Source organism: Paracoccus sp. N5 (assembly GCF_000371965.1).
GTDB lineage: Bacteria > Pseudomonadota > Alphaproteobacteria > Rhodobacterales > Rhodobacteraceae > Paracoccus.
Window position 1 is genome coordinate 2520827 of sequence record NZ_AQUO01000001.1, and the last position, 16709, is coordinate 2537535.

Here is a 16709-nt window from a genome sequence, read left to right on the forward strand (position 1 = left end):
CAGGGTCTGATGGCGGAGCAAGGTGATTTCGGTGCGCGCAAGCATGTGCATATATCATTCGACGTTTTTCGGGATGGAATTGCCTACTCCTATCCACGGCGGAAAGTAGACCCCAAGCCGCTCCGGGATGATTATGCGGCGCATTCAAAAGCTCTTCTCGATCAACTGACCGCAGCCCTTGGAGATACTCCCGTTGCCGGGCAGGATGGCCGCTTGCCGGTTGAGGGGCTGAAGGCAGGTGCCATCGTCGAAGTCGGCACCATGCCCCCGCCGCCGGAGGACGGTCGTGCCCAAGCTGTGAAGTTGCCGAAAGGATTGGAATTTCCCACGCAGGACGTGGTTGTCCTGCGGTCAGAGCGGCGTGACGACCGGACGGAAAGCGCGCTCCTCTTTGTGCCGGATGATGCCCGGGCGTTTCTACAAGGCCGCATTCGCTCCTATGGGCAACCCCGGGGAAATCAGCCTCCGGCAGACGTGGAAAAGTTCGAGCGGGTGGAAACCATCCGTGCGGCCGAGGCCCATGCCCTGTTTGTCGGCAAGGTCGATTTTGCTTCCCCTGAACTTTTGTGGTGGGAGCTTTGGGTTCGGCACGACGGCAAGATCGTCGAAGGAGTTGCGGCGGCTGCGCGACTGGCTGCGCTCGACGTTCACGAAGACCGGCTCCTCTTTCCCGATACCACGGTGCTTTTCGTTCACGCCTCGGCCGAGGGAGTTACCGGATTCGTCGGGCGTATCCCGGGGGCCGTGGCGGAGATCAGGAAGGCAACGGGGACGATTGAACCATTCCTCGACCGGGGCGAGAAGGGTTTGGGGTCGCAGGATTGGACCGCAGACCTTGCCAAGCGCATCGTCCCGCCGCCGCAGGACGCCAACGCGGTCTGTGCATTGGATACGGGCGTTGCAGCGCAGCACCCGCTTATCGCGCCCGCTCTGCATGGGGCTTGGGCCTATGATGCGGCATGGGGGGCGGACGATCACCACCCCCATGGCGGGCACGGCACTCCCCTCGCTGGGCTGGCGCTTTATGGCGATCTTGAGCCCCTGATGAACGACGCGCGGCAGCTGCAGCTTGCCCATGCGGTCGAGTCCATGAAGTTGCTGCCGCCAAAGGGCTTTCCGAAGACAGAGCCGCCGAGCTATGGTGTCGTGACCGAAGGCGCGGTTGCGCTGGTGGAGGCAGAGAGGCCGAACGTGCTCCGCGCGTTCTGCCTTGCCAACTCGGCCTGTGATTTTCCGCCGGAAAGGCCGTCCAGCTGGAGCGGCGCATTGGATCAGATCGCTTCGGGCTCGATGCCGGGCGATCAGGCAGAAGGTGTTCCGGCGGCCGAGCGACCTAAACGGCTGATGGTGGTCGCGACCGGCAACATGCCCGGCGGGAAGCTCGACCATGTGCGGCTGTCCCATCCTCTCGAAGACCCGTCACAAAGCTGGAACGCGCTCACCATCGGCGGTTTCACCCGCAAGGAGACGCCGCCCGCGAATCCGCCGGGCCTGAAGCCGGTTGTGCCCGCAAACCACCGCAGCCCGTTCAGCTTGGGATCGCAGACGCTTTCGTCCGACCTCACCCCGATCAAACCCGAGGTGTTGTTCGAGGCAGGCAACATGATCGCCGATCCGTCCGGGGATTGCGGATGGGAGCCGTCGGTTTCCCTTCTCGCTCCGGGCTCCAATGTCCTGCATGAACCGCTTGTGCCGTTCTGTGCCACCAGCGCGGCGGCGGGGATGGCGGGGCACTTCGTGGGCGCGCTGCAAGCCGCATTGCCTGACCTATGGCCCGAGACGCACAGGGCACTGGCTGTTGACTCGGCGCATTGGCCCGAACCGATCCGCAAGCGGCTGATCGGCACCGGGCAGCATTGGAAGACCGGGACCAAAGCAGCGAAGCAAGCGATCCTGCGAGAAGTCGGATATGGGGTGCCCGACCTGCAACGTGCGATAAACTCGGCAAGCAATGACGTGACGCTGATTGCACAGGCCCCGATTCAGCCCTTCGTGATCGGTGAGAGCGGCGGGCCGGTCTTCAACGAGATGCACTTCTATGACCTGCCTTGGCCCAAGGCGGCGCTCGAAAAGATCGAAAATGGAGTCGTCACCATGAAAGTGACGCTTTCCTATTTCGTCGAACCGAACCTGTCTGGCCGCGCGGCGACCCGGCCCGAGACCTATCGGTCCTTTGGTCTTCGGTTCGCTATGAAAAAGCGATCCGACACGAAGGAGCAATTCAAGCGCCGGGTTTCAGGCCAGCAGGAGAAGGACACGCCCGGGCTGCAGCAGGAGGGCGATTTCTGGCTGCTGGGCTCCAACGCGGTTCAAGCCGGGTCGCTGCACTGTGACCTGTGGCGCGGGCGGGCGATTGACCTCGCCTTGCATGACGCCATCGGAGTTTATCCTGTCACCGGCTGGTGGAAGACCCATCCCGGGCAGAGGCGGTTCAACGACAAGGGGCGTTATGCGCTGGTGATTTCTATTACCGCCCCCGGGCACAACGTCGATATGCACTCCGAAATCAGCGCCCTCGTTGCCGCCAAGATCGCCTCGACCGTCACCCCTTAACTTCAAGACCATCTTCGCGGCACCGCCGCGCATCGGCGATTTGCCGGCACCAACAGAGACCTCGACCCGGGCATCGAGATAGTATAATGGTTTTCCGTTGGTCCTGCGATCTTGCGCTCAGCACGGGGACGAGGTTTCCCATTCCCCTTGATCAGATTCTGACGGAGACCGACGCACCTTTTGACCGAGACGGCAAAAAGCTATCCATGGCGATCAGGCTCGATATATCGTGCAAATGCGGCGACGATTGCCGAGTCATCTTTCCCAAACCTTTGCGCCGGCGCGCAGTGGAAATCGACGTGAGCGCGGGTTAACCAGTAACACAGCCTCAGATTGCTGACCCGGGCCGGTCTGAGCGCCAGAATGTCACGGACGACATCAAAGACGCGGCCATTTTCAGTGTCGAACTGGAACACCGGCACCATGGTCTTGCCATTCTGAACCAGAGCGATGACCGCGTTGTCGCGGGCCATGGCCTGGATGGTGCCTTCCGGGGCATCCGTTTCGAGGCGCAAAAGCGCGCAGGCCTGTGACGCATCGATCAGCTCGATGCTGGCCAAGAGGTGATCCTCGACGCCAGGTTTGTCGAATGGCCTTTCCGGTGGCATTCTATTTCTCCCTGGGAACGGCGCGGTTCCGCGTCTCATCGAAGCTAAATCCGGCAGGTAGCGTGACCTCACTGACTGAGAGATAGCCGCCAATACATTCGGGGCAGACATGCCGGCCCTCCGGCAGCCATTTGCGCATGGCCTCTCCCATGAGGACGATCGTCTCGTTGGTCGCGGCCACCACGATCCGCCCGTTGCGCACCACGGCATGGCCGGACACAAGCGCGGGATCCAGGATCCGACCGCAGCCAGCGCAGGGCACCGTGGGCCAGGCACGGCCGGGTTCGACCTGATCCCAATGCGCGTTGACCGGGAGTCTGGCCGCGCGGCGTTCAATTTCCTGCAGCGTGACCGGTCTGAAGTTCCAGACATCAACGCCGATATTGACGCTGTTGCGGGACCCTCGCCAGTTCTGATGCACATGACCGAAAAGCTGCAAACCTTGATGCCGCGCGCCGGGCCAGGTGATCATCGGATAGTGGCAGAGAAACAAGCGCCGCTTGTCTACGACAATATCGGCGGTCTCGCTTACGCTGTCCCAGGGCAGGTCGCAGACCCAGTCTTCATCGTGGTTGCCCCGGATCAGGTGTTTCCGACCCGGCAGGGCATGGAAGATGCCGCGCACCTCACGCCGCCGCGCATCAGTGGATCTTCCTGCGGTGAAGTCTCCGAGAATCCAAAGATCGTCATCTGGCTGGACCCGGGCCCGGCATTCAGCCAGCAGACGGGCGTTCATCGCGGCCACGTCCGGGAACGGGCGGTCGCAGAAGCGAATGATATTGCCGTGCGAATAGTGCGGGTCGGCCGTGAACCAGTGCATATCACATGTCCTGTCCGGAGGAGGCCCGGTCCGCAGCGTCGATCTCGCGCACCCGCGTGATATACTCGGACAGCAGCTGTGCCAGAAGCGCGGGATCGTCCACGTTCATGAAACCCGGAAGGGTAAACCGGATGGCGTCGGCGTTGGACTTCTTCCCGTTCAGGGATTCTGCCAACTCGGCTTCGAGTGCCTCGATGGATCGGCCCAGCCGATACCAGCGGGATGCGGTTCGTGCCCATCCCGCCTCGGCATCGATAGCGATCAGCTGCGAGGTGGTGATGCTCGTTGTGCCGAGGAGCGGGTGGTCGGTCACCTCGCCCCACAGCATGATATGACCACCCGGCGAAATCGCTGCTTTCCAGTCGGACAGAACCGGCGCCTGCGCGAGGTCTGCGTCAGAGGGGCCGACTTCGGCCGCGGCAATGGCGCGCAGCACCTTATCGAACCAGGCGCGGTCGGTGGGCGAGAGTTTCATGGTGATATCTCCGTTTCGATGGCATGAAGGGGGCGGCTGCGGCGATGCCGCAGACGGAAAAGGATTCAGGGGAAAAGGAGGTGTGTGGCGTTTCGGCGCTATCTGTGCCGGGATCCAGCCTGCTCAATGCAGGGATCGCAACTGGTGGTCAGCCACATATCAACGCTGCGGATGCGGGCGGGGCCGCCGCATCCCTCACAGGTATGAGCGGCCTCGACCTGCGCCTTGGCGATGCGGTTCAGGATGCGCTCATTGCTGCCGGTTACGCGAAAGCGCAGCCCGCCGAACTTCTGCTTCACCTGCAGCACCCGAAATGCCTCGAGGGGCATCTCGTCGAGAATGGCGGCTATAGCGGCGCTGAGACGTTCGATCAGCGGATACCAGCCCGGACCACATTGAAAACCTTCTGAGAGAAAGCTCGTTGTGCCGTGCGAGTAGATTGAGCCATAGACCTGCGGCCAGTTTTGCATGATCCGCATCGCCGCGCATTTGCTTTCGGGAGTCTGGAGGAACACGGGGATCTTTGCTGCGGTAACGGGGGCGACATGCGGATCAGCCATCGGTGACCACCATCTCTCCGGTGGGGCCGAAAGGAAGGGCCGGCATCACGACCCGTTGAGAATATTCGGCAAGTTCCTCTGCTCCCATGGCAAATCGCTCTGCCAGCCGTTCGGCCATCTCGATGATCAGGCCGCGATTTGGGCTCAGAATCATATGTGCCTGGCGCTCTGCGGCGGAGAGCATTTGCCGGATCCGGGCCTGCAGGGCCTCGGGCAGTGAGAAGAAGTTCTTCGGGTCTGGCGCCGGTGCAAGCCAGAGCGGGCCGGATGTCCCGAGCCCGAGCGACAACTCCTCAAGCATCAGCCCCATCATGGCCTTGCCCAGGTCGCTGTCGGACGGACCGCCGGCCCCGGCACTGACATCGCCAAAAATCAGACGCTCCGCTTCACGGCCGGCCAGATCCTTGACGCGGAAAGCATGCAGTTCAGGCGCACACGGCTGGAACGGATACAGATCCATACGGAATTCCCCGTGGTCCGCAAAAAGCCGTAGCCCGATCGGTGTTCCCAGTTGCAGCGCGACCGCCACAACAAAATGCCCAACCTCATGCACGGCGACCCGGCTGCGCAGCGGCGCATGAAACCCATTCTGGTCTCCTAGCAAGGCCGTTCTGAGGTCGCCCTCGTGAAGCGGTCGTCCGGCCGACCGGGCCGCGGTGCGGGCCATCCGTAGCGCGGCCGCGCAGTCTGCTCCGGTCTTGCCCGGCACCAGAGAGGTGAGCCTGGTCAGATCGATATCCGGAAGATCGCCACCCAGATGCTGACGGAGTATGGTGGCGAGTTCCGATGTGGTTGGAAGCCCGATCCGGATGTGCTGATCAAAGCGACCGGATCGGATGACCGCCGGGTCTACCTGCTCGGGATGGTTGCAGGCCGCCAGAACGACCACGCCCTCACGACCGGCGACCCCATCCAACTGCTCCAGCAGGGCCGCGGTCACCTTTTCAGAGTAGGATGAGCCGTGATCGTCGCGATAGGTGCGTGTCCTGAAAGCATCGATCTCATCGATGAACAGGATGCATGGGGCTGCCTCAGTCGCCTCGAGGAATGTGCTATTCATCGCCTTCAGCATGGTGCCCAGATGCCCGTCTTTGTAACGCTGCCAGATGGCGTAGCTGCCCGAGACGAAGGAGATACCGGCCTCGTTGGCCATGGCTCGTGCCAGCAGAGTCTTGCCGGTGCCGGGCTCTCCGGACAGCAAGAGGCCCCTACAGATCTCAGTCCATGATAGAGTGCCCTTTGACCAGGCCTGAAGGTCTTGAACGATTTGCGCCGCCAGGCCTGTTGCAGCGCCTAGTCCCACGATAGAGGAAAGCGGCGGCACGTCCGATAGCTGTTTTGACGGCCCGACCTTAGGGGAAGTGAGCCGGATGAGCGTCCGGATCGCGCCGTTTGCGGTTGAGGCGCGCATGGCCGCAACGATCTGTGCGCCGGACAACTGACGCAGCAGCTCTTCAGCCGGCAGGCGCTTTTCGATGGCTGCCATCGCGGACGGGCTGGAGCCGACCCGCGGGTAGCACCATGCGATCATCCAGCAGATCCGTTCTTTGCCGGGCGACGCATCGGAGATGACCAGCGGATCCAGCGCCTGGATCATGTCTGAAAGCTGGTCCGGATTCCCTAAGAGGATCAACGGTAGATCGTCAGCGGCCAGTTGCGAGGCTTCAATCCTGTCCGGGGTGCGGTGGATCCGAATTTGCTCGTGATGATCACTGGCCGGGTCTGCCAGGATCCAGTCGGGGCAAAGCGCACGTATGAACACCGTTTCTATCTCATGCGGCACAAGACGCAGCCCCACGATAGAAATCGCCCCACGCTGCAGCATCCGTCCCAGACGGGTCTCGGTGCCGATTGCGTCGGCCAATGTCAGGGCTGCATAGAGCAGCGACGGGTTCGGGCGCTTTTGGCCGCGGAGGATCCCAAAGCCCGGAGGGATCGGCCCGTTCCTGAAAAGCTGTCTGGCCTCATTACGGACTGCATCCGCGCGCTCCGTCTGCCTGGCCAGAGACGATAGAGCTCCCGTCTCATAGCCCGCTTTGGCGGGCGCTGACCCGAGCTGCGTGGCGGCGCGCAGCATCAGGTGCGACGGGTGGAGGGGCGGTGTTGGTGGCGGCGAAGATGTATGATGGCGCATGAGGGTTCCCGGTCGAGCGTATCCGTTCCGGGCAGAAATTCTGCCCGGGTATTTTGATTCTGTGAAAAAGGAAATGAATTGCTCCGATGCGAAATGGAGCGTCAGTGTTCGTAGGTTTGGGGGCGTTTGCCTTGGCTTCAGGCGGGGATTGTTATGTCTTGATCGCGTGGCTTCATTTGCATCCTGTTGCTGCTATGCGCCCAAGTCGGCGCAGTGAGTTTTGCCAGAATTCGGTTGATTCAAATTGGAACGTATTGGCAAATTGATCTGGTCGTCAACAGGATTTTGACTGGCGAACGAAACTTAACCACATGAAATAACAACATAATTTTATAATTCGCAAACCAGAGGCCTGAAGGCGGTGCATGCTGAATTTTTTCGCACATGGGCGGGCGGTATAATTATCTCAAGGGATTTTTGTTAAATGAACGGCTCAATTATTTTTCACATAAGAGCATATGGCGCTATTGGTCGGTTTCTCGATGTTTATTATTTTGACGCTTGAGTTTTTCGCATACGCAAGGTCCTATTTGAGCCTGTTTTTATTATTGAATCCGGCGCCGGTCGTAAAATGGCTTTCAGTAGGAAAACGCGAAAATAGAAAATGCATATCTGTTTCGCATTGGTAGCCGGGCGCGGAGCGTCCCCCTTGCGCCCGTTGGCTCAATCGAATTCCGGTAACGGGTTTCGCATTTTCGCATACGGGTTCGACCTTGCTCTGTCGAAGGACCTGATGCGGTGCCGCATGATGAGGGACGGCCAAGGGGGGGGCTGGTAGTGCCGGATGCCTCGATTAGCGAGGTAGGCGGGCATCGGTGTTGAGGGCTGCGGGAGAAGCCCGATTCACATAACGCGAAAGCGTAACACCGGCGGCGTTACGCGTAACCGGATGATTATTAATGGGAAATCGGAAATGTAACGCTGTTACGCCTGTAACGGCGGGGGAATGTGTTTACGTATGCGTGCGTATGTGTGTGCGTATACGTCTATATATATTTATTTATTTCTTGTAACATACAAACAAACACCCTTTTCTCTAAGAAGAATCAGGCACTTAGGGGCGTTACACGTCCTGTAACGTCGGCGTAACGGCGTTACATCTTTGATATTTCACGCATTTTTGGATTTGACGCGCCGAATGGCTCTCGGGGCAGGCTGCAACGCTCCCCCTCGGGCAGGCGTGTCTAGGATCGCCAAAGCGAAGTTGCTTTCGAGTTTTCACAAACTTGAGGTTATCCACATTCCTGGATGGCGCCGCGCTTGTCTGATTCGCATCATCTCGCTATGATCTTGGAAGTAGGCCAGAAATCGGAAATACTTTATGACGGACGAGCAGAAGAAGAAGCTGGAACAACAGCTCTGGGCTATCGCCAACACGCTGCGCGGCAAGATGGGCGCGGACGAGTTCCGGGATTACATCCTGGGCTTCATCTTCTACAAATACCTGTCCGAGCGGATGCACCTTTACGCGAACCGGATCCTGTCTGAGGGGCTGGAGCCGGGCGAGACCGCGCCGGACTACGCCACCGTCAAGGCGGACAGCATCAACGGTATGGACATCATCGCCGCTGTGCGGGAGGCCTCGGTAGAGGCCCTCGGCTATTTTCTGAAGCCGGGCGAGCTCTTCAGCGACATCGCCCGACGGGGCGCGCAGGGCGAGTTTATCCTGGGCGAGCTGACCGCGATCCTCGCCAATATCGAACGTTCCACCATGGGCTCCGCCTCCGAAGATGACTTCGGTAACCTGTTCGAGGACATGGACTTGACCTCGACCAAGCTCGGCCGGACCGAGGAGGCCAAGAACGACCTGATCGCCAAGGTGCTCGTCCATCTGGACGGCATCGACTTCCGGCTGGACGATGCGGGTGCGGACATCCTGGGAGATGCCTATGAATATCTGATCGGTCAGTTCGCCAGCGGCGCCGGCAAGAAGGCGGGAGAGTTCTACACTCCGCAGGAGGTTTCCACCATCCTTGCCCGGATCGTCACCACCGGCAAGGAACGGCTGAAATCCGTTTATGACCCCACCTGCGGTTCCGGCTCCCTGCTCTTGCGCGTTGCCAAGGAGGTGCGGGAGGTAGCGGACTTCTACGGCCAGGAGATGAACCGCACCACCTACAACCTGGCGCGGATGAACATGATTCTGCACGGGGTCCACTACAGCCGCTTCGATATCCAGCAGGAGGACACACTCGAACATCCAGCCCACGAGGGTCAGCTGTTCGAGGCGATCGTGGCGAACCCGCCGTTCTCGGCGAAATGGTCGGCACGGCCGATTTTCCTGCAGGATGACCGGTTCGCGCCCTATGGGCGGCTGGCCCCGGCGTCAAAGGCGGATTTTGCATTTGTTCAGCACATGCTGGCGCATCTGGACGACAACGGCACCATGGCGGTGGTGCTGCCGCATGGGGCGCTGTTCCGGGGCGGGGCCGAGGGCGCGATCCGCGAATTTATCATCCGTGAGAAGAACTGGCTGGATGCGGTGATCGGGTTGCCCGCGAATATTTTCTACGGCACCACGATCCCGACCTGCATTATGGTGTTCAAAAAATGCCGCGAGACGGACGAGGTGCTGTTTGTCGATGCATCCTCCTGCTTCGAGAAGGCCAAGAACCAGAATTACCTGCGCACACAGGACATCGACCGGATCGTCGAGGCATATCGCAGCCGGGCCGAGGTCGAACGCTTTGCGCATAATGCGCCGCGCGCCGAGATCGCGGGGAAGGACTGGAACCTGAACATCCCGCGGTATGTGGAGACCTTCCAGGCAGAGGCGCCGATCGACCTGGCCGCGGTGACGGCGGATCTGAAGGCGGTCGATGCGGAGATGGAGGGCGTCGACGCGAAGCTACGTGCCTTCTGCGCCGAGCTGGGGCTGGAGGCGCCGGTATGAGCGGGGCCATGGTGCCGCAGTTGCGGTTTCCGGGGTTCGCGGAGGGATGGCCCATAGAACCGCTGGGACCGCGCACCACCAAAGTGGGAAGTGGGGTCACGCCGAAAGGCGGGGCCGCCTCGTATCTATCGGAAGGGATACCGCTGATCCGTAGCCAGAATGTCCGAGATGGCAGGCTTGAACTGGATGACGTGGCATATATCGCCGAGGCAACCCATGCGCGAATGTCGGGCACTCATGTTATGCCCGACGACATTCTTCTGAACATCACCGGCGCATCTATTGGGCGCAGCTGCATCGTTCCCGATCACGTCGGCCCAGCCAACGTCAACCAGCACGTTTGCATAATTCGTCTCGACGCCAAAGACAGTCCGGCCTTCATCCAGCAGTATCTTGCTTCCCCAAGAGGGCAGAAGCAGATTGATGATCTGCAGGGTGGGAGCGGCCGCGAAGGTCTGAACTTTGAGAACATTCGAAGCTTCAGAATTCCGTTTCCTCTTCTCGCCGAACAGCAAAAGATCGCCGATTTCCTCGGCACGGTGGACGCCAAACTTGACGCCCTGCGGCGGAAGAAATCAGGGCTTGAGGCGTTCAAATCCGGCCTGATGCAGCGCCTGTTTTCCCAGGAGCTTCGCTTTACCCGCGATAATGGGACGGAGTTTCCGGAGTGGAATCAGGTGTCATTTGCTGAAATTGCAGAGCGTTCTTCTGATAAGCTCGACCCGCGTAACGTCCATGAAGGAATGCCGGTCATTGACCTGGAAAACATCGAATCCGGAACAGGCCGGATCATTCACGCTGGCCAGTCGGATGAAAGCGCCAGCCTGAAATCGGTCTTCCGGACAGGGGAGGTGCTGTTCGGAAAATTGCGTCCCTACTTGCGTAAATTTGCGCAACCCGATTTCGAAGGCTGCTGTTCCTCCGAAATCTGGGTCTTGCGTGGAAAGCGCGTGAGTAATGATTTCCTGTTCCATCTGATCCAGAGTAGCAGGTTCATGGAACTGGCAACAATCTCGTCCGGATCGAAGATGCCCCGGGCGGATTGGTCGATCATTTCCAGTGCGGAATTTGATGTTCCCCACCCCGACGAGCAACGCAAGATCGCCGATGCCCTCTCGGCTATGGACGCCAAGATCGCCGCCGTTGCCAACCAGATCACCCATATGGAGACCTTCAAGAAGGGCCTACTGCAACAGATGTTCGTGTGAGCGCCATGGATTACATCAAGGAAAATTTCGATATTTCCGACCATCAGCGCCGGGTTTCGCTCTGGGCGCTCGACAACTTCGGGCGCGCCGCCCGGTATGATGAGGTGGATGGGGTCAAGATCGACAATCCCATCGAAATCGCCTCGAAGTTTCAGGCAAGCCCCGAACAGGCCTGCGATCTCTGGGCTCGAATGATCCGTCACGCCTACTCCCGGCATTCGGTCTTCAATGGCGATGTCATGGTGATGAAAGAGGCCGGCAAGGTATATCAGAAAGATTTCGACCGTTTCGAACCGGCGGCGGGCGAGGTGATTGCCGGTGAGATCATCGAACTATGGCCCCGGTTCACTGGTCACCCCGTTGTCCTGTGCCTTTTTGAAGGGATGAACCCCAAGGACGGCCTGTTGGTCCTTGATGAGGATCCGGAAGCCGCCGCTCTCCTGCGGCAGATCAGTGACGATTCAATCCGTCGGATTCTTCTCGCCATTCGTGAAGGCCGGGATCGGTCATATGACTTCTGGCGTCGGGCTCTGTGCGATGCAGAGCCGCTCACCGAGGAACGGATCGCCGCTATCCGGAAGGAATTCGATCATTCTGGCTCAGCTCGCGACCTGATTGCGATGATCAGATCCTGTCTGGAAGGCAGAAGGCGCATAAGCCCGATCGGCGCGGCCTACGTCCGCCAGAAGCTAGAAGCCATCAAGGCGGCATGATGATCCCCGCCGCTTCGTCACAACGCAGTTGTCAAGGATTCCATGACAACTGCCAATCCTCGGACGGGCAACCTGTAACGATCCCTTACAAGTTCGCCCCTTTGCCAGAATGAGTGTTTGATCCCATGGCTGTCGAGACCGAAGCCCAGCTTGAATCCGCCCTCGTCGCCCGCCTTCAGGGCAAGGGCTGGGAACTGGTCTCTCTGCCCTCCGAGGCGGCGCTCTGGGCCAACCTGCGCACCCAGCTCGGCGCCCAGAACGGCACCGCCTTCTCGGATGAGGAATTCGCCCGCATCCGCAACCACCTGGAAAAGGGCTCGGTCTTCGAGAAGGCCGAGACGCTGCGCGGCCGGTTCCGGCTGGACCGGGACGACGGCACCAGCTTCTATGTCCAGTTCCTGAACTCGGAACATTGGTGCCGCAACCGCTACCAGGTCGCGACCCAGATCGGCATCGAGGGGCGGCGCAAGAACCGCTATGACGTGACGCTGCTGGTGAACGGGCTGCCGCTTTGCCAGATCGAGTTGAAGCGGCGCGGGGTCGAGTTGAAGACCGCCTTCGACCAGATCAACCGCTATCAGAAGGACAGCTACGCCGCGGCGGGCGGGCTGTTCATGTTTACCCAGATCTTCGTCATCTCGAACGGGGTAAACACCCGCTATTACGCCAACAACCGGCATCAGAGCTTCAAGCAGACCTTCACCTGGTCCGACATCGACAACAAGGCGATCAACCGCCTGGAGCCCTTCGCGGACATCTTCCTGGAAAAGTGCCATCTGTCGAAGATGATCGCCAAATACGTGGTGCTGCATCAGAGCGACCAGACGCTGATGGTGCTGCGCCCCTATCAGTATTTCGCGGCGGAAAAGATCCTGGAACGGGTGCAGTTGCGGCAAGGCAACGGCTATGTCTGGCACACCACCGGATCGGGCAAGACGCTGACCAGCTTCAAGGCGGCGCAGAACCTTGTCGAATTGCCCAAGGTCGACAAGGTGGTCTTCGTGGTTGACCGGGCCGATCTGGACTACCAGACCACCAAGGAATTCAACCATTTTGAGCCCGGCTCGGTCGATGGCACGGACAATACCCGGCAGCTGGTGAAGCAGCTGACCGATCCGAGCAAACGGCTGGTCATCACCACCATTCAGAAGCTCAATACGGCCATCTCGCGCGACCGCTGGGCGCTGGAGCTTGAGAACATCGGGGCCGGGCGGGTGGTGTTCATTTTCGATGAATGCCACCGCAGCCAGTTCGGCGAGGCGCATCGCAAGATTGTCGATTTCTTCCCTAAGGCGCAACTTTTCGGCTTCACCGGCACGCCGATCTTCGCAGATAACGCGATCGACGGGCGCACTACCAAAAGCCTGTTCGACGAACAGCTGCATTCCTACGTCATCACCGACGCCATCCGGGACGAGAATGTGCTGCGCTTTTCGGTCGAATACCTCGGGCCGTCCGATCAGGACGCACCGACCACTGGCGACGCCAAGGCGGACAAGCGGAACAGGGCCGCGCTGGCCCAGTTGCATGCCAGCCGGGATTATCTGGAACACCCGGACCGGATCGCCGCCGTGGTGGACTGGATCATTGACAACCACGATCGCAAGACCCGAGGACGCCAGTTCGGCGCCATTATGGCGGTGGGCTCGGTCGATGGGCTGATCGAATATTATGAGGCTTTCGAGCGGGCACGGCAGGCCGGGCGGCACGATCTGAAGATCGCCACCATCTTCACTTATGCGGCCAACGAGGCGGATCCGGATGCGGACGGGCTGCTGCCCGATACCAATTTCCCGGACGGCGCGCCCACCACGGCGCAGTTGCCCCGGCGGGACGCGCTGGCCCGTTTCGTCGCGCATTACAACGCCGCCTACGGCACGAATGAATCCGTGATGGATGGCAAGGGCTTCTATACCTATTACCGGGCCCTGGCGAAGCGGGTGAAATCGCGCGATCAGAAGCCATTCGACCCGGCGCAAGGCATCGACATCCTGCTGGTGGTGAACATGTTCCTGACCGGCTTTGATGCCAAGACGGTCAACACCCTCTATGCGGACAAGAACCTGCGCTATCATGGGCTGATCCAGGCCTTTTCCCGCACCAACAGAATCCTCAACGCCGAGAAATCCCAGGGCAACATCGTCTGCTTTCGTGACCTGAAAGAATCCACCGACGAGGCCATCGCGCTTTTCGCGGACAAGAACGCCCGTGAGACCATCCTGATCGGCACCTATGAGGAGCAGCTGGCAAAGGCCCGCGATGCGGTGACGGATCTGGTGGCAATCACGCCGACGCCGGATGCGGTTGATGCCTTGCCCCATGAGGAGGCACAGGCCGAGTTCGTCAAGGCCTTCCGCAAGCTGCTGCGATTGCGCAACGTGCTGGCCAGCTATTCCGAATTCGACCCGGCACATCTGCCGCTGGCCGAGCAGGAATACGAAGAGTTCAAGAGCAAATATCTGGATTTGGCGCAGCGTGGCCAGGGCGGTGGTGGCGAGGAGGAAACCCCGGATCCGCTCGCCGGCATCGATTTCGAACTGGAACTGCTGCGTCGTGACGACATCAACGTGGCCTATATCCTGGCGCTGCTGCTGGCGCTGAACGGCGCGGTGCAGGAGGGCGGCGCGGGCAGCCGCAAGGCGAAAGCACAGCGCAAGCGGATCTTCGATCTGTTGATGTCCGAGGTGCAACTTCGTGGCAAGCGTGAGCTGATTGAGGCCTTCATCGACCAGAAGATGCCGATGCTGGGTCCGAATGATGATGTGCGGGTCGCGTTCCGGGCCTTCTGGGAGGAGGAGCGCGCCAAGGCCTATGCCGGGCTCATTGAGCGGGAGAACCTAGAGCCGGAGGCCTTCGATGCCCTGCACCGGGACATCCTGTTCAGCGGCAAACGGCCCCTGGCGGACGAGGTGGTGGCAGCTATGCGGGTGAAGCCGAATATTCTGAAGCGCAAGGCCGCAATCGAACGCGTGCTGCAGGGAATCGAGGAACTGATCAGCACCTTCGATGAGGGGGTGGGCGATATGGGGGATGAGACGGATGAACGCTGATGCGGAAAAAATCCCATCTCCTCTGATCGGGATCTTGGGTGACATTTTCAGTGAGTTCTATACCCACGCCGAAATCAACCGGGTTTTCACCTACGCGGACGCACCAGGAGATCCCCCTGACGGCAACAAAATCCAGAAGACCGTTGATTGGCTGCGGAGGGTGAACAAGCAATCTGGTGCGCCGTTGCTGGTTTTGGGGTTCCTTCTGGAGGGGATCCTTGAAAAAGAGCCTTTCGATACTGCAGATGCTGCACCTTGGGACCAGGACGAGCCCGAATGGTCGGTCAAGCTGCGAAAAGATCAGGAGCGCATCCATTCCATGCTCGGGAAGGTCGGGCTGCTCTATTCGATCGGAGGTCACATCGGGGTTTCGTCAGGGACGGCAACGGCCACCTTGAGGGAGATGATCGACGCTGGTGGTCTGGGGGCGATCCAGATCGAAATGGACCGTGCGCTAAAACAGGTTGAAAGTGATCCAAATGCCGCAGCGCATTATGCCGGAAATATCCTTGAAGCCACGCTGAAGGCCTACCTGATTAAAAAGTGCATACCGTTCAATGATCAGGCTGACACCCTGAACCGTCTTTGGGAATTGGTGCGGGACAGCATCGGGATCAATCCCAAGGACTTGGAATCGAAAGATCTCAAGAAGATCGCTTCGGGTTTGAACAGCATTGTTGATGGAACGATGTATCTCCGCAACAAGAAGAGCGGTGCCCATGGTCGAACCGAAGAGCAGTTTGAAGCCAATGCGCTGCGGCCGCGGCACGCCAGGCTGGTCATTCATTCGGCCCACACGCTGGCCGCTTATGTTCTCGAGTGCCTCGCCGAAAAATGAGTAGTTTTCGAAGGTATGCCCCGCCAGTCAGATTGTCGCGTTACGACGCGCGGGGTCTGCCATGATAGAATTCCGCCGCCTGCCGGACGACCACCCCGATCTGGTTCTGTCGCCGATGCTCCGCGCGGCCTCCCTGACCCTCGGTTACGCCCTAGAACATGGCGGTATAGGTCTGACCGCCACCAAGGCCTTCAAGCGGGATTTCGTGCATTGGGCGGTGGAACACTTCCAATGGCCCGGCAAAACCGCCGAGGAGATGTTCCGATACAATAAGGTCTTGAACGAGGCCGATTTTCCGCCTCTCGAGCTTCTGCATTTCATGCTGATCCGGTTGCGCCTCGGACGACATTACAAGGGCACTTTCCGCGCGACGAACGACGGTCGGATGTATGCGGGACAGCCTGGCGCGCTCTTCGACAAGCTGGTGCCGTTCTTCCTGTTGGCGATGGACCACGCCTCCTATTCCCGGACCGGTGAGGAGGCCCTCGGCAACTGGGACACCTGGCTCAACGTCATCAACGTGGAAGTCGAGAACGGGCTGAGCGAGCGAGAACTCTACGGGGTCTTTTACGGTGAGGGGCCGAACTGGGACAACGACGGCTGGCAGCAGATCGGCGCGTTCAGTTCCTGCGTCCTGAAGCCGCTGGAATGGGCCGGATTCATCACGTCGCAGGAGCCCCGCGAGCCGGACGGGCGGCCGGCCTATATGATTTTCAAGACACCGCTCTGGCGATCTGCCCTGGAACTTGAGACGGACCGGTATGTAAGGCCCATGGTCCGGCATTGATTCTGCGCCGGCATCTGACTGCGCTCCGAGTCCGTCGGCATGAGGTTCCCAAAGCTCTGGTGGCGGGCTG

General features: G+C 60.0%; 12 protein-coding genes. 7 read left to right on the forward strand and 5 right to left on the reverse strand.

What is annotated here, in order from left to right; all coding sequences use genetic code 11:
• Window positions 1-9: 9 nt before the first annotated feature.
• A complete protein-coding gene (locus PARN5_RS0112785; protein ID WP_026155399.1) occupies window positions 10-2553 on the forward strand; it encodes a S8 family serine peptidase in 2544 nt (847 codons plus the stop codon).
• 200 nt (window positions 2554-2753) lie between these two features.
• Here PARN5_RS0112785 and PARN5_RS0112790 read toward each other — a convergent pair whose 3' ends face one another.
• The 5 genes from PARN5_RS0112790 to PARN5_RS22890 all read right to left on the reverse strand — a co-directional run bounded on the left by PARN5_RS0112790 (window position 2754) and on the right by PARN5_RS22890 (window position 6880).
• Window positions 2754-3113, reverse strand: coding sequence for a hypothetical protein (locus PARN5_RS0112790; RefSeq protein ID WP_232419349.1), 360 nt, complete (start codon window positions 3111-3113; stop codon window positions 2754-2756).
• A gap of 49 nt (window positions 3114-3162) precedes the next feature.
• On the reverse strand, window positions 3163-3981 hold the full coding sequence (locus PARN5_RS0112795) for a metallophosphoesterase (RefSeq protein ID WP_026155400.1): 819 nt from the start codon (window positions 3979-3981) through the stop codon (window positions 3163-3165).
• 1 nt (window position 3982) lies between these two features.
• Entirely contained in the window at window positions 3983-4456 is a 474-nt protein-coding gene (locus PARN5_RS0112800; protein WP_018000169.1) for a DUF6634 family protein, read from the reverse strand.
• Window positions 4457-4554: 98 nt separating this feature from the next.
• Window positions 4555-5016, reverse strand: coding sequence for a hypothetical protein (locus tag PARN5_RS0112805; protein WP_018000170.1), 462 nt, complete (start codon window positions 5014-5016; stop codon window positions 4555-4557).
• On the reverse strand, window positions 5009-6880 hold the full coding sequence (locus PARN5_RS22890; RefSeq protein WP_157403987.1) for an AAA family ATPase: 1872 nt from the start codon (window positions 6878-6880) through the stop codon (window positions 5009-5011). The genes PARN5_RS0112805 and PARN5_RS22890 overlap by 8 nt, the downstream gene beginning before the upstream one ends.
• 1591 nt (window positions 6881-8471) lie before the next feature.
• On the opposite strand from PARN5_RS22890, the gene PARN5_RS0112815 reads away from it, so the two are divergent.
• The 6 genes from PARN5_RS0112815 to PARN5_RS0112840 all read left to right on the forward strand — a co-directional run bounded on the left by PARN5_RS0112815 (window position 8472) and on the right by PARN5_RS0112840 (window position 16639).
• Window positions 8472-10043 (forward strand): type I restriction-modification system subunit M, encoded by a 1572-nt coding sequence (locus tag PARN5_RS0112815; protein ID WP_018000173.1) that lies wholly within the window; start codon window positions 8472-8474, stop codon window positions 10041-10043.
• The gene (locus PARN5_RS22120) at window positions 10040-11251 is read left to right on the forward strand and encodes a restriction endonuclease subunit S (protein WP_081614967.1); all 1212 of its coding nucleotides are present in this window, start codon (window positions 10040-10042) and stop codon (window positions 11249-11251) included. Before PARN5_RS0112815 ends, PARN5_RS22120 begins: the two co-directional genes overlap by 4 nt.
• Before the next feature lie 5 nt (window positions 11252-11256).
• A complete protein-coding gene (locus PARN5_RS0112825) occupies window positions 11257-11964 on the forward strand; it encodes a hypothetical protein (protein WP_018000175.1) in 708 nt (235 codons plus the stop codon).
• A 125-nt stretch (window positions 11965-12089) separates the two neighbouring features.
• On the forward strand, window positions 12090-15014 hold the full coding sequence (locus PARN5_RS0112830) for a type I restriction endonuclease subunit R (RefSeq protein ID WP_018000176.1): 2925 nt from the start codon (window positions 12090-12092) through the stop codon (window positions 15012-15014).
• Window positions 15004-15852: an abortive infection family protein gene (locus PARN5_RS0112835; protein ID WP_018000177.1), complete on the forward strand. Its 849-nt coding sequence runs from the start codon at window positions 15004-15006 to the stop codon at window positions 15850-15852. The genes PARN5_RS0112830 and PARN5_RS0112835 overlap by 11 nt, the downstream gene beginning before the upstream one ends.
• A 61-nt stretch (window positions 15853-15913) precedes the next feature.
• Entirely contained in the window at window positions 15914-16639 is a 726-nt protein-coding gene (locus tag PARN5_RS0112840) for a hypothetical protein (RefSeq protein ID WP_018000178.1), read from the forward strand.
• Window positions 16640-16709: the final 70 nt, after the last annotated feature.